The sequence below is a fragment of the Luteimonas endophytica genome (assembly GCF_029887875.1).
Classification (GTDB): Bacteria; Pseudomonadota; Gammaproteobacteria; order Xanthomonadales; family Xanthomonadaceae; genus Luteimonas; species Luteimonas endophytica.
The window spans coordinates 110,137-122,658 of the sequence record NZ_JARXRM010000043.1 but is presented as its reverse complement, the minus strand read 5'-3'; the positions used below and the strand labels follow the sequence as shown (position 1 = coordinate 122,658).

Annotated in this window: 14 protein-coding genes; 7 read left to right on the top strand and 7 right to left on the bottom strand. The window is 71.3% G+C overall.

Annotation, left to right across the window (positions count from 1 at the left end):
• The first annotated feature begins 1 nt into the window (after position 1).
• Entirely contained in the window at positions 2 to 796 is a 795-nt protein-coding gene (locus tag QFW77_RS14040; protein ID WP_280575392.1) for a M15 family metallopeptidase, read from the top strand.
• Positions 797 to 822: 26 nt separating this feature from the next.
• Here the strand turns inward: QFW77_RS14040 and QFW77_RS14035 are convergent, their stop codons facing one another.
• The 5 genes from QFW77_RS14035 to QFW77_RS14015 all read right to left on the bottom strand — a co-directional run bounded on the left by QFW77_RS14035 (position 823) and on the right by QFW77_RS14015 (position 5,298).
• Positions 823 to 1,497 carry a DNA-3-methyladenine glycosylase family protein gene (locus QFW77_RS14035; RefSeq protein WP_280575391.1) on the bottom strand — a complete coding sequence of 225 codons (675 nt, stop codon included), beginning with the start codon at positions 1,495 to 1,497 and terminating at the stop codon, positions 823 to 825.
• The gene (locus QFW77_RS14030; RefSeq protein ID WP_280575390.1) at positions 1,497 to 1,871 is read right to left on the bottom strand and encodes a DUF423 domain-containing protein; all 375 of its coding nucleotides are present in this window, start codon (positions 1,869 to 1,871) and stop codon (positions 1,497 to 1,499) included. The genes QFW77_RS14035 and QFW77_RS14030 overlap by 1 nt, the downstream gene beginning before the upstream one ends.
• A gap of 85 nt (positions 1,872 to 1,956) precedes the next feature.
• Entirely contained in the window at positions 1,957 to 3,165 is a 1,209-nt protein-coding gene (locus tag QFW77_RS14025) for a polyketide cyclase (RefSeq protein ID WP_280575389.1), read from the bottom strand.
• Positions 3,166 to 3,419: 254 nt separating this feature from the next.
• Entirely contained in the window at positions 3,420 to 4,061 is a 642-nt protein-coding gene (locus QFW77_RS14020; protein ID WP_280575388.1) for a response regulator, read from the bottom strand.
• A gap of 37 nt (positions 4,062 to 4,098) precedes the next feature.
• Entirely contained in the window at positions 4,099 to 5,298 is a 1,200-nt protein-coding gene (locus tag QFW77_RS14015; protein WP_280575387.1) for a sensor histidine kinase, read from the bottom strand.
• 248 nt (positions 5,299 to 5,546) lie between these two features.
• Between QFW77_RS14015 and QFW77_RS14010 the strand changes: the two genes are divergently transcribed.
• The 6 genes from QFW77_RS14010 to QFW77_RS13985 all read left to right on the top strand — a co-directional run bounded on the left by QFW77_RS14010 (position 5,547) and on the right by QFW77_RS13985 (position 10,821).
• Positions 5,547 to 6,143, top strand: coding sequence for a GNAT family N-acetyltransferase (locus QFW77_RS14010; RefSeq protein WP_280575386.1), 597 nt, complete (start codon positions 5,547 to 5,549; stop codon positions 6,141 to 6,143).
• A 2-nt stretch (positions 6,144 to 6,145) separates the two neighbouring features.
• A complete protein-coding gene (minC, locus tag QFW77_RS14005; RefSeq protein ID WP_280575385.1) occupies positions 6,146 to 6,919 on the top strand; it encodes a septum site-determining protein MinC in 774 nt (257 codons plus the stop codon).
• Positions 6,920 to 7,042: 123 nt separating this feature from the next.
• Complete coding sequence (gene minD, locus QFW77_RS14000; protein WP_280575384.1) at positions 7,043 to 7,852, top strand: septum site-determining protein MinD; 810 nt, start codon at positions 7,043 to 7,045, stop codon at positions 7,850 to 7,852.
• A 4-nt stretch (positions 7,853 to 7,856) separates the two neighbouring features.
• On the top strand, positions 7,857 to 8,120 hold the full coding sequence (gene minE / locus QFW77_RS13995; RefSeq protein ID WP_280575383.1) for a cell division topological specificity factor MinE: 264 nt from the start codon (positions 7,857 to 7,859) through the stop codon (positions 8,118 to 8,120).
• Between the two features lie 160 nt (positions 8,121 to 8,280).
• Positions 8,281 to 8,739 (top strand): hypothetical protein, encoded by a 459-nt coding sequence (locus tag QFW77_RS13990; protein ID WP_425603353.1) that lies wholly within the window; start codon positions 8,281 to 8,283, stop codon positions 8,737 to 8,739.
• A gap of 132 nt (positions 8,740 to 8,871) precedes the next feature.
• Positions 8,872 to 10,821: a M2 family metallopeptidase gene (locus tag QFW77_RS13985; protein WP_280575597.1), complete on the top strand. Its 1,950-nt coding sequence runs from the start codon at positions 8,872 to 8,874 to the stop codon at positions 10,819 to 10,821.
• 184 nt (positions 10,822 to 11,005) lie between these two features.
• Here the strand turns inward: QFW77_RS13985 and QFW77_RS13980 are convergent, their stop codons facing one another.
• Together QFW77_RS13980 and QFW77_RS13975 are read right to left on the bottom strand one after the other, a co-directional pair.
• Positions 11,006 to 12,265 (bottom strand): multidrug effflux MFS transporter, encoded by a 1,260-nt coding sequence (locus tag QFW77_RS13980; RefSeq protein WP_331487960.1) that lies wholly within the window; start codon positions 12,263 to 12,265, stop codon positions 11,006 to 11,008.
• Complete coding sequence (locus QFW77_RS13975) at positions 12,262 to 12,384, bottom strand: hypothetical protein (protein WP_280575382.1); 123 nt, start codon at positions 12,382 to 12,384, stop codon at positions 12,262 to 12,264. Before QFW77_RS13975 ends, QFW77_RS13980 begins: the two co-directional genes overlap by 4 nt.
• Positions 12,385 to 12,522: the final 138 nt, after the last annotated feature.

Here is a 12,522-nt window from a genome sequence, read left to right as displayed (position 1 = left end):
GATGCGCCCACCACCGGACCTGCTGCTCAACACCCCGGACATCGAGCTGTGGCCGGCGCGGCTGCTGCGCCCCGGCGACAGCCGCGAGGCGCGCATCCTCGCCCGCGCGCGCCGGGTGCTGCGCCGCAAGCGCGACGGCCGCCCCCTCGCCGCGGAGCTGGCGGAGGGCATGACCGGCCTGATGCCGGGCTGGCACCGCGAAGCGGGCGTCGCGCAGGCGCTGGCCGCGCTCGAGCCGGCGCCGCGCCGCGGCGGCGGCGCCGGGCGCGTCCCGACGCTGCCGATGCGCCGCCTGCGCGAGCGCCTGGCGCGGCTCGGCATCGATCCCGACGCCTACGCCACCCGCACCGGGCTGGAGCTGGTCGCGGAGCCCGCCTGGCTGCGGTTCGCCGGCCTCGACGGATTCCGCCGGCCGCTGTGGCTGCACGAGGCGGCGGCGCGCGCCNNNATGCGCGATGCGGCCAGGCGCGACGGGGTGGCGCTGGAGGCGATCTCCGGCTATCGCAGCCACGACTACCAGCTCGGCATCTTCGAGCGCAAGCGCGCCCGCGGGCAGCACGTGACTGAGATCCTGCGGGTCAACGCGGCGCCCGGCTACAGCGAGCACCATTCCGGGTTGGCCCTCGATCTCGGCACCCCGGGCGCGCCCCCGGCGGAGGAGTCGTTCGAGCGCACCGCGGCGTTCGCCTGGCTGCGTGCCCATGCCGCCGCCCATGGCTTCGCGATGAGCTACCCGCGCGACAACCCCCACGGCATCGTCTACGAACCCTGGCACTGGCGGCTGTTGCCGCCCTGACGCGCCCGCGGCCGCGGGTTCCGAGGCTACTCCTGGGAGCGTTTCGTCGGCGCGCCGGCACCGGCGGCCGAATCGGCGATCTTCCACAGGTACAGGCTGGCGTAGGTGCGGTACGGCGCCCAGCGTTCGCCGCGCGCCAGCAGTTCCTTCGGCGTCGGCATCGTTTCCCGACGGTCGACGATCTGCGCGCCCTTGCGCACGCCCAGGTCGTCGACCGGCAGCACGTCGGGGCGCCCGAGCCGGAACATCAGCATCATTTCCACGGTCCAACGGCCGATCCCGCGGACCGGCACCAGCGCGGCGACGATCTCGTCCTGGTGCAGCACCGACATCCGCCGCAGCGTGGGAATTTCCCCCCGCAGCTCGCGTGCCGCCAGGTCGCGCAGCGCGAGCGTCTTGTTGCCGGACACGCCGCAGGCGCGCAGCGTGGCGTCGTCGATCCCCGCCAGGGTGTCGGCGTGCAGGCGCCGGCTGCCGATCGCCGCCTCCACCCTGCCGACGATGGTCGCCGCGGCCTTGCCGCTCAGCTGCTGGTAGAGGATCGCGCGCGCCAGCGCATCGACCGGATCGAACGGCCGGCGCCAGCGCGGCTCGGGTTCGAGATAGCCGATCCTCTCCATCCAGCGTCCCAGCCGGCGGTCGCGCGCCGACAGGTGCGCGTGCGCGGCAGCGGTATCGAACCCGCGCCGATGGCGGGGCATCAGCCGGGACTCCGCTGGCGCAGGAAATCCGCGGCCAGCAGCAGCCAGCCGGCGATCATCAGCATGCCGCCCAACGGGGCGGCCGGGGTCGGCCAGCGAAACAGGACCGCTCCGGCCAGGCTGCCGCAGAACAGCGACACCCCGGCCAGCAGCAGCGCCAGCGCGGCGCTGCCGGCGCGCCCGCGCCGCCGCGGCGCGAGCGCCGCGAGCGCGACGCCGTGACCGAACGCGTACAGCGCCGCGGTCTGCATCCGTACCTGATCGGCCCCCTCCAGCCCGTGCGCCGCCCAGGCCGACAGGCCGACGGCCATCGCCGCGGCGGCGGCACCGGCGGCGGCGAGCGGAGATCGGCTGGCCGCGTGCACCCGGCTCATGGCGTCAGGAGCCCCAACGCGGCACGCCGCACCCCGGGGGTGCGGCGTGCCGTGGTCCGGAACGCAAGCGACGGCAAGCGCCGTCCTACTGCTTGAGGTTCCAGAACACCTCGTACTCGCCATCCTGGGTGAACGCCGCGTCGATGCCGTCGATGTAGATCTCGTAGGGACGGCCGACCGCCTCGTGGCCCTGGGTCATCGCCCAGGCCCGCAGCGCGTTGCGCACGTTCTCCAGCTCGGCCATGTAGCCGGTGTAGCGGCCCTTGGCGACTAGGCTCGGCTCGCTGCGAACGTACTCGACCGGGCCGAGCAGCTCCAGATCCTGCAGCTCCTCGCCCTCGGCGGCGACCACCGGGACCGGGGTGTTGTCGAGCACGCGCTCGCCCTCCGCCTCGCCGTCCTCGCTCTGCGCGGCGTCTTCATCGGCGGCCTCGTCGTCCTGGGTCTCGGCCTGGTCCTCGCCGTTCCCGTCGTCGCCATCGCGCTGGCGGCGCACCGGCTGCACCACGTCGAAGGTGTAGGTTTCGCGGCCGAGCTCGGTGGAGACGATCCGCATCGGACCGGCCGCCTCCAGGTCGTTGGCGGCCATGGTGCGGTTGATCCACTCCATGTTGGCTTCCATCGAATCCTGGATCTTCTGGTTGTTGCGCTCGATCGCGCCGGCCTTGACCACCAGCAGGTCCTCGGCGGGGCGCTCCTCGGTGGTCATCCCGCGCAGGGTGGTGCCCTCGGTCGCGTAGTCCACGTTGGGCACCGAGGCGAGCATGTTGGACAGCCGGCGCAGCCCCAGCTGCATGTTGTCGCCGACGTTGCGGCTGACGTACAGGCCGGCGTAGCGGCCGATCAGGTCCCAGCCGTACTCGACGTGGTAGGTCTGGGTGATCTCCATGTTGCGGCCGCCGCGCCCGGTGGGACGCAGGGTGAACACCGTTCTCTTGTCGCTGCCGCGGTGCTCGTCGGTGATGGCGATCTCGACGCGCTCGCGCGGCTCGGAGGCGACGATCTCCCAGCTGCCGTCGCCGATGTTGCGATTGTCCGAGCTGAAGTCGAGGCGGGCGCCCACGCCCTCGTCCGGGCCGGAGCGGTTGAGCTCGATGGCCGGGTCCTGGAGCACCATCGGATGCCAGTCGTCGAACCGGCGGAAGCTGTTGATCGTGTCGAAGACGATCGTCTGGCGGCGGTTGGTCTCCACCTGTTCCACCAGGTTGCGCTCGGACGGCAGCAGCACGCCGACCACCACGAAAAGCACCGCCACAATCACCAGCGAAATCAGAAGCTCAAGCAAACGGGTCATTCAGGGTTCTCCAGGACCGGACCCGACCTTGCCGGGCGCAGGTCGGCAATCGTAGCAACTTGTGCCGTCACGGGCGAGCAAGCCGCGCACGGTAGCACGGCCCACGCGAAGCGCCCATCCCCGCATGGCCCGATGACGCGGCGGTGACGGCGCACCGACGCATTCGCCGCGGCCCATCCGCCGTCCCGCCTGCGCTCGCGGCTCGCCCCGCCCCCGGCGATCCCGGGCGGCAGGTGTCCGCGGGACAATGCCGCTCAGACCAGCTTGAGCTCGAACGCCTTGAGCACCGCACGGGTCCGGTCGCGGACCCCGAGCTTGGACAGGATGTTCGACACGTGGTTCTTGATCGTGCCCTCGGCGACCCCGAGGGAATTGGCGATCTCCTTGTTGGAGAAGCCCCCCGCCATCAGCCGCAGGATCTCGGTCTCGCGGTCGGTCAGCGGATCCGGGCGGTCGAGGCTGACGAACTCGTTGCGCATGTGCTCCAGACCGGAGAGCAGCCGCTGGGTCATCGCCGGCTGCACCAGCGATCCGCCGCCGGCCACGGTGCGGATCGCCCCCACCAGCTGCTCCAGCGACACGTCCTTGAGCAGGTACCCCTTGGCCCCCGCCTTCAGCCCGGCCAGTACCAGCTGGTCGTCGTCGAAGGTGGTGAGGATGATGGTCGGCGGCAGCTGCCCGAGCCGCGACAGGTTCTGCAGCGCCTCCAGCCCCGACATCACCGGCATGCGCATGTCCATCAGCACCACGTCCGGCGCGGCCTGGGGTACGACCTCCATCGCCTGCTTGCCGTCGCCGGCTTCGGCCACCACCTCGATGCCGTCGTCGAGCGCCAGCAGCGAGCGGATGCCCTGCCGCACCAGCGTTTGGTCGTCCACCAGACATACGCGGATCATCGCCTTCTCCCGTTGCTCGTCACTCGCCTCGCGGCGTTCATTGTCCTGCCGCCAGCGCCAGCGGCTCGGCCGGCTCGCGTAGCGGCATCAGGATGTGCAGTGCGAAGCCCTGCCCCGGCGCGGTTTCTATCTCCACGCTGCCGCCATAGGCCGCGAGCCGCTCGCGCATGCCGCGCAGGCCGTTGCCGATGGCGGCGATCTCGGCGCCGCGCCCGTCGTCGCGCGCGTCCAGCCGCAGCATCCCGCGGGTCACACTGTAGCCGAGCCACAGCCGGCCGGCCTCGGCGTGGCGCACGGTGTTGGTGATGATCTCCTGGGTGCAGCGCAACAGCACGTGCGCGCGCTCGGCGTCGTCGATCAGGAACGGCTCCGGCAGATCCATGTCCACCCGCAGGCCCGGCACGTTCTCGGCCAGCGGGCGAAGCGTGGCCACCATGTCGATGGCGTCGTCGTCGCGCAGCTGGCTCACCGCCTCGCGAACGTCGCTGAGCAGCAGCTTGGCCAGGGTATGGGCCTGGCTCACGTGCTCCTGCGCCGCGCCGCCGGTCAGGTGGTTGGCGACTTCCAGGTTGAGGCTGAGCGCGGTCAGGTGGTGGCCCAGCAGGTCGTGCAGCTCGCGCGAGATGCGGGTGCGCTCGTTGACGCGGACGCTCTCGGCCAGCAGCGCGCGGGTGGCGCGCAGCTCCGAGTTGAGCCGGCGCTGCTCGTCGCGAGCCTGGGTCTGCTGCCTCGCCACCAGCCCGGTGACGAAGGCGAAGCCGGTGAAGCCGACGTACAGGCCGGCCTGCAGCACCGCTTCGCCCCAGGAGAAGTCGAAGCCGCGCACGTACACCGGCACGATCACCAGCTCGCACAGCACCAGCAGCGCGACCCCGGCCCACAGCGGCAGCAGCCACGGAAGCACGCAGGCCACCACCATCAGCAGGATGCTGCCCAGCCCGCTCTGGCTGTAATAGCTGATCGCGATCGCGCTGGCGGCGAGCAGCAGCACCAGGCCGTGGTCGACCGCGGTGATGCGGCGTTCGCCCAGGCTGCGGGTCAGCCAGGCGTAGCAGAAGCCGAACATGGCCCAGGCCACCCACACCCGCCAGCGCCCGATCGCCAGCGCCGACTCCTCCGCCACCGTCACCTGGTCCACCGGCAGCAGGGTCAGCATCACCAGCGGAAGCCCGATGACGCCCCAGGTGAACATGCCGGCGTAGCGCAGCAGACGGTTGTGGTTCAGGTGCGCGATCATGGCGGGGCGTGTGGAGACCTGGGCGGCGCGAACGCGGGACGGACCCCGGGGGGCCGGCACGGCAGGCTGCGCGCGCCGCCCCGATGGTAGGCGCAAATGCACCCTCGCGGGCCCACCAGAAGTCATGCCGGCAAGTCGCCGAGGCCCGCCCGGCATGCGATAATCCCCGTTCCGCAGGCGCGCCCGGACGGCCCGGCCGCGGCGAGCCGCGGCCACCCCCGTGTGCATGCAAGCGAGGAAGTCAGGCAATGTCGATCGTCATCCGCGACGTGCGCGAGCACGAGCTGGATTCCATCCTCGCCCTCAACAACGCCGCTGGCCCGACCATCCTGCCGCTGGACGCTTCCCGCCTGAAGCGTTTCTTCGATACCGCCGAGTACTTCAGGGTCGCCGAGCGCGACGGCAACCTGACCGGCTTCCTGGTCGGTTTCGGCTCCGATTCTAGCCACGACAGCAGCAATTTCCGCTGGTTCGCCCGCCAGTACGGGGCGTTCTTCTACATCGACCGCATCGTGGTCGCCAGCCGCCGCCGCGGCGGCGGCGTCGGCCGGGCGTTCTACGCCGACGTCCAGAGCTATGCCGAGGTGCGCTACCCGCTGCTGGCCTGCGAGGTCTTCATCGAGCACGACAACGATCCGGCGCGGCTGTTCCACGGCGCTTTCGGCTTCCACGAGGTCGGCCAGCACGTCATGCCCGAGACCGCCGTGCGCGCCTCGATGCTCACCAAGGAGCTGTGCAGCTACGCCTGGGTGCGCGAACGCTACGGCGATGCGCTTCCCGATACCCCCTGGCTGCGGCGCACCCGGCACCTGCCCGGTCCGGCGCAGCGCTCGACGGGGACCTGAGCGTGGCGGCCAGTCCGGATTACGAGCCCGCGGGGGAACTGAAGTTCGGCCAGGTCGGCATCGCCAACCTGCGGGTGCGCACCCTCGATCCCGACCGGCTGGCCGCGGAGATGCGCGACCGGGTCAGGCGCGCCCCCAACCTGTTCGCCCGGGCCGCGGTGGTGATCGACTTCGGCGGCCTGGCCGCCACTCCGGACGCCGCCAGCGCCCGCGCCCTGCTCGAGGCCCTGCGCGGAGCAGGGGTGCTGCCGGTGGCGCTCGCCTGGGGGAGCAACGACAACGGCCGCCTGGCCGAGGAGATCGGGCTGCCGCTGCTGGCCAAGTTCCGCGCCCAGTACGAGCGCGACGGCGGCGCCGCCCCGGCCCCTGCGCCCGAGCCCGCCCGCCCCGCAGCGTCAGCACCCGCCGCCCCGGGCCCGGTCGCGCCCGCCGCGGCGGGCACCCCGCAGCCGGGCCTGGTGCAGGCCGGCGCGGTCCGCTCCGGCCAGCAGATCTACGCCGACAGCCGCGACCTGACCGTGCTGGGCGCGGTCGGCGCCGGCGCCGAGGTGCTCGCCGACGGCTCGATCCACATCTACGGCCCGCTGCGCGGGCGCGCCCTGGCGGGCGCGCAGGGCAATCCCCGGGCGCGCATCTTCTGCCGCGTGTTCCAGGCCGAGCTGGTCGCCGTCGCCGGGCACTACAAGGTGCTCGAAGACATTCCCCGCGAACTGCACGGCAAGGCGGTGCAGGTCTGGCTGGAAGCCGAAGAACTCAGGATCGCCGCGCTGGACTGAAGGACGTGATTCGTGATTGGTGATTCGTGATTTGATGGAAGCCCAGCCTCCGCAGCGAATCGTCAGCTCCCGAGCCCAAGCTGCGAATCACCAATCACCAATCACGAATAACGGAGAAAGACATTGGCCGAAATCATCGTAGTCACGTCCGGCAAGGGCGGCGTCGGCAAGACCACCACCAGCGCCAGCCTCGCCAGCGGCCTCGCCCGGCGCGGCAAGAAGGTCGCGGTGATCGATTTCGACGTCGGGTTGCGCAACCTCGACCTGATCATGGGCTGCGAGCGCCGGGTGGTCTACGACTTCGTCAACGTCGTCACCGGCGAGGCTTCGCTGCGCCAGGCGCTGATCAAGGACAAGCGCTTCGACAACCTGCACGTGCTGGCCGCCTCGCAGACCCGCGACAAGGACGCGCTGACCAAGGAGGGCGTGGAGCGCGTGCTGAAGGAACTGGGCGACGACGGCTTCGACTACATCGTCTGCGACTCGCCGGCCGGCATCGAGAAGGGTGCGTTCCTGGCGATGTACTTCGCCGACCAGGCGGTGGTGGTGGTCAACCCCGAAGTGTCGTCGGTGCGCGATTCGGACCGGATCCTCGGCCTGCTGGCGTCGAAGACCCGCCGCGCCGAGAACGGCGAGCGGGTCAAGGAGTTCCTGCTGCTGACCCGCTACAGCCCATCCCGCGTGGGCACCGGCGAGATGCTCTCGATCGGCGACGTGGAGGAGGTGCTGGGCCTGAAGACCATCGGGGTGATTCCCGAATCGCCGGACGTGCTCAACGCCTCCAACAAGGGCGAGCCGGTGATCCTCGACATGGAATCCAACGCCGGCCAGGCCTACGACGACGCCGTCGCCCGGCTGATGGGCGAGGAACGCCCGATGCGCTTCACCCAGCCGGAAAAGAAGGGATTCTTCAACAAGATCTTCGGGGGCTGAGGGCATGGGGCTTTTCGACTTCCTCAAGACCAAGAAGAACACCGCGTCGATCGCCAAGGAGCGCTTGCGCATCATCGTCGCGCAGGAGCGCAGCAGCCGCGGCGCGCCCGACTACCTGCCGATGCTCCAGCGCGAGCTGCTCGAGGTGATCCGCAAGTACGTCAGCGTCGACGCCGAGGCGGTGAAGGTGGATCTGGTGAAGGACGGCGCCCACGACGTGCTCGACATCTCGGTGTCGCTGCCGGACGAACGCGCCTCCACGGCCTGAACGCGGCCGCCCCCGACCCGCGCCTCCCCGGACGCACCGCAACGTGACCATCGCGCATCGCATCCCGGCCGAAGCCGCGGACACCCCGGCCGCCGCGCCGCAGGCGAGTTCCGGTTCCGCCGTGCTGGCGAGCCGGTCCGAGGCGGCCCCGCCGGTACCGGTGCTGCGCCTGGCCGACCTCGGCTTCGAGGCCGCCGCGGCGCTGCTGCGGCGCCACGGGCTGGTCCTGCACCTCGTTGCCGACGGCGCTCCGATCCCGGGCAGCTACTGGGGCGAGCCGGAGGCCGGCGTGATCGCCAGCCAGGTCCACGCCCGCGCCGACACGCCGCTGCACTCGCTGCTGCACGAGGCCTGCCACCTGCTCGTGCTGCCGCCCGAACGCCGCGCCCTGGTGCACACCGACGCCACCGACTCGGTGGCCGAGGAGGACGCCGCCTGTTACCTGCAGATCCTGCTCGCCGACGCGCTGCCCGGTGTCGGGCGCGCGCGGCTGATGGCCGACATGGATGCCTGGGGATACAGCTTCCGCCTCGGCAGCGCGCGCGCCTGGTTCGAGCGGGACGCCGAGGACGCGCGCCTCTGGCTGCAACAGCGCGGCCTGCTGCCGGGAGCGGCCTGAGCGCAGCCGCGCACGGCTCCGCAAGGCGATCACAGGCGGGAAAGCAAGGGCCGCTGCGCACTTGCGGGCGCCACGGCAGCGCTCTAGCCTGCCCGTTCCGCCTCTCGCCGCCCCGTTCAGGAATTCGCCGTGCTGAATCCGCGCAGACTCTGGGTCCTCGCCATCGCCGCCTGCCTGGCGCTCTCCGCCTGCAAGCGCGAGGCCGCCCCCGCTACCGATCCGTCGGTCCCCGAGAACGAGACCGCCGACGAGTTCATCGCCCGGGTCAACGACGAGTTGCGCGCGATGTATCCGGAGTTGAGCGCGGCCCAGTGGCTCTCCTCCACGTACATCAACGACGACAGCCAGCTGCTCGCCGCCAAGGCCAACGAGCGCTGGCTGACCGCGCTCAACGGCTGGATCGCGCAGGCGCGGCGCTTCGAGGGCCAGGACATGTCGCCGGCCACCGCGCGCGCGATCAACCTGCTGAAGCTGAGCACCGCGATGCCGGCGCCGCGCGACCCGGAGCGGCTGGCCGAGCTGACCCGCATCGCCACCCGCATGGAGGGCATGTACGGCGCCGGTGCGTATTGCGTGGGCGAAGGCGAGGACGAGCGCTGCCGTCAGCTGGGCGAACTCGAGGAGGTGCTGCGCAGCAGCCGCGACCACGACGAGCAGCTGGACGCCTGGCGCGGCTGGCACTCGATCGCGCAGCCGATGCGCAAGGACTACGTGCGCTTCGTCGAACTGGTGAACGAGGGCGCACGCGACATGGGCTTCGCCGACGCCGGCGAGATGTGGCGCTCCGGTTACGACATGAGCCCGGGCGAGATCGCCGCCGAGACCGATCGCCTCTGGGGCCAGGTGAAGCCGCTCTACGAGCAGCTGCATTGCTACGCCCGCACCCGCCTGGAAGCCGAGTACCCGGATCGCGGCTCGATCGACGGACTGCTGCCGGCGCACCTGATGGGCAACATGTGGCAACAGGACTGGAGCAACCTCTGGGACATCCTGCAGCCTTACGGCAACGCCGGCAGCCTCGACGTGAGCGGCGCCCTGGACGCACGGTTCCGCGAGGGTCTGAACCGGCGCCTGGCGGCCGCGCAGGGGCTGCCGGACGCCGCCGCCCGGGTCGAGATCGACCGTCGCGCCCAGGCCGACATCGCCGCGTCCATGACCCGCCGCGCCGAGGACTTCTACACCTCGCTCGGGATGCCCGAACTGCCTGCCTCCTTCTGGGAGAAGAGCATGCTGATCAAGCCGCGCGACCGCGACGTGGTCTGCCATGCCAGCGCCTGGCCGATGGACATGGCCGACGACGTGCGCATCAAGATGTGCATCCAGCCCAACGAGGAGGACTTCACCACCGTCTACCACGAGCTGGGCCACGTCTATTACTACATGGCCTACAAGGACCAACCGCCGCTGTTCCAGAATGGCGCCCACGACGGTTTCCACGAGGCCATCGGCGACACCATCGTGCTGGCGATGACCCCGCAGTACCTGTCCACCATCGGCCTGGTCGAGGAGCAGCAGCAGAGCCAGGCCGCGCTGATCAACTCGCAGATGCGCATGGCGCTGTCGAAGGTGGCGTTCCTGCCGTTCGGGCTGATGATCGACCGCTGGCGCTGGGGCGTATTCGACGGCTCGATCCCCCCGGAGCACTACAATAGCGCCTGGTGGAACCTCAAGGCGCAGTACCAGGGCGTGGCCCCGATGGAGGCGCGCGGCGAGGAGTTCTTCGATCCGGGCGCCAAGTACCACGTGCCGGGCAACACCCCGTACACCCGCTATTTCCTCTCGCACATCCTGCAGTTCCAGTTCTACAAGGCGCTGTGCGACGCCTCCGGGTTCGACGGTCCGCTGTACGAGTGCAGCTTCTACGGCGACGAGGCCGCGGGGGAGAAGTTCTGGTCGATGCTGGGCAAGGGCGCCAGCCAGCCCTGGCAGCAGACGCTCGAGGAGCTGACCGGCACCCGTTCCATGGACGCCGCCGCGGTGCTCGAGTATTTCGCGCCGCTGCAGGCCTGGCTGGAATCGCAGAACGAGGGCCAGGCCTGCGGCTGGCCGGCTCCCGCGCCAGCGACCGCGCAAACCCCGTAGCGGGGCGCGCCGCGCGGCCCGGGGTCGGCCGGCGCGCCGGCAGGAGCGCCGGCCGCGGCCGCGAAGGCCGCGGGTCGCCCCGGCCGGCCGGCAGCGGTTCCCGGCGTGCCGAGCCCGCCGGCCTTCGCGTGCATGGCACGCTCCTGTGGCGCGCGGGCGTCGTCCCGAAGCGACTCCGCGCCGCCTACATGTGGTCGGTCGGCTCCAGGCCCGCGGGCGATTTCGCGCAGGCCGGGCGGGTCCGGTCGCGACGGAGCTCCCAGCGCCAGAACAGCCAGCCCACCGCCAGGAACAGCGCCGCGGTGAGCGCCAGCGACATGCCGCTGCCGCTCACCAGCGGCGACAGCATCCCGGCGACGATGGCGTTGAGCACCAGCCCGGTGAACGCCTGCAGCGACGAGGCCGAGCCGCGCTGGCGCGGGTACATGTCCAGGATCGCCAGGGTCACGATCGGGAACACCAGCGCGATGCCGAACGCATTGAGGATCATCGGCAGCACCGCCCAGGGGACGGTCGGCGCGTCCACCAGCATGTAGTAGCCGATGTTGGCGGCGATCGCCACGCCGCTGCAGGCGAAGCCGATGTTGGCCAGCCGGGTGCCGCTGATGCGCCCGGCCGCCCGCCCCGCCACCCACGACCCCACCAGCATGCCGCTGATCATCGGAATGAAGAACCAGCCGAACTGGTCCTCGCGCAGCCCCAGCAGGTCCATCACGAACGCCGGCGCCGAGGCGATGAACAGGAACAGCGCCGAGAAGTTGAACGCCCCCGCCGCCGCCAGCCGCTGGAAGCGCGGATTGGTGAAGATCGCCACATAGTCGCGCAGCAGCCGGCGCGGCACCAGCGTGCCGCGCGCCTCGCGCGGATGGGTCTCCGGCAGCCACGCCCAGGTCGCCGCCAGCAATGCCAGCGAGAACAGCACCAGGAACCAGAAGATCGCCGGCCAGCGCTCCCAGCCCAGGATCCAGCCGCCGATCACCGGCGCGATCGCCGGGGCGATGCTGAAGATCATCATCACCTGGCTCATCAGCCGCTGCGCGTCGTCGCCCTGGTAGACGTCGCGGATCACCGCCCTGCCGACGATCAGCCCCACCCCGGCCGACAGCCCCTGCAGCGCGCGAAACGCCAGCAGCGTGCCCAGGTCCGTGGCCAGCGCGCAGCCCACCGAGGCGCCCGTGAACACCACCAGCCCGCCAAGGATCACGCTGCGCCGGCCCACCGCGTCGGACAGCGGCCCATGCACGATGCTCATCAGCGCATACGCCACCAGGTAAACACTGATGGTCTGCTGCATCGCCAGCTTGTCGGCGCCGAAATCCCCGCCGATCTGCGCGAAGGCCGGGAAGATGGTGTCGATCGAGAACGGCCCGAACATCGCCAGCCCGGCCAGCAGCCAGGCCAGGCGGCGCCCCGGCCTGGACGGTTCGCGCGCGGCGCCGGTCACGCCGTCGCCCGCGGCGCGCGGGGCGAGCCCTTCGGCTCGACCGCCCGCATGCGCTCGGCCTGGCGCACGCGCACCACCACGCGGTCGCGGCGCAGGAGGTGAAGCGGCGGTGCGGTCATGGGCGACTCATCGTGCGGGCCGGAGTGGCGCAGTTTAAGCCTTGGGGTGCATGGACGCCGGATGGGCGCCGCCGCCGCCGGCGCTGCGCCATGTCCCAGCGGCCCATCGCGGCGAAAGCCTCGGCCGGGGCGCGCCGG

Excerpts from the sequence above, each read along its gene's own strand:
- QFW77_RS14030 (WP_280575390.1), bottom strand. The coding sequence starts at position 1,871 with ATGAGCCGGGTGCACGCGGCCAGCCGATCTCCGCTCGCCGCCGCCGGT.
- minE (WP_280575383.1), top strand. The coding sequence starts at position 7,857 with ATGGGGCTTTTCGACTTCCTCAAGACCAAGAAGAACACCGCGTCGATC.
- QFW77_RS14035 (WP_280575391.1), bottom strand. The coding sequence starts at position 1,497 with ATGCCCCGCCATCGGCGCGGGTTCGATACCGCTGCCGCGCACGCGCAC.
- QFW77_RS14015 (WP_280575387.1), bottom strand. The coding sequence starts at position 5,298 with ATGATCGCGCACCTGAACCACAACCGTCTGCTGCGCTACGCCGGCATG.
- QFW77_RS14010 (WP_280575386.1), top strand. The coding sequence starts at position 5,547 with ATGTCGATCGTCATCCGCGACGTGCGCGAGCACGAGCTGGATTCCATC.
- QFW77_RS14020 (WP_280575388.1), bottom strand. The coding sequence starts at position 4,061 with ATGATCCGCGTATGTCTGGTGGACGACCAAACGCTGGTGCGGCAGGGC.
- QFW77_RS14025 (WP_280575389.1), bottom strand. The coding sequence starts at position 3,165 with ATGACCCGTTTGCTTGAGCTTCTGATTTCGCTGGTGATTGTGGCGGTG.
- QFW77_RS13975 (WP_280575382.1), bottom strand. The coding sequence starts at position 12,384 with ATGACCGCACCGCCGCTTCACCTCCTGCGCCGCGACCGCGTGGTGGTG.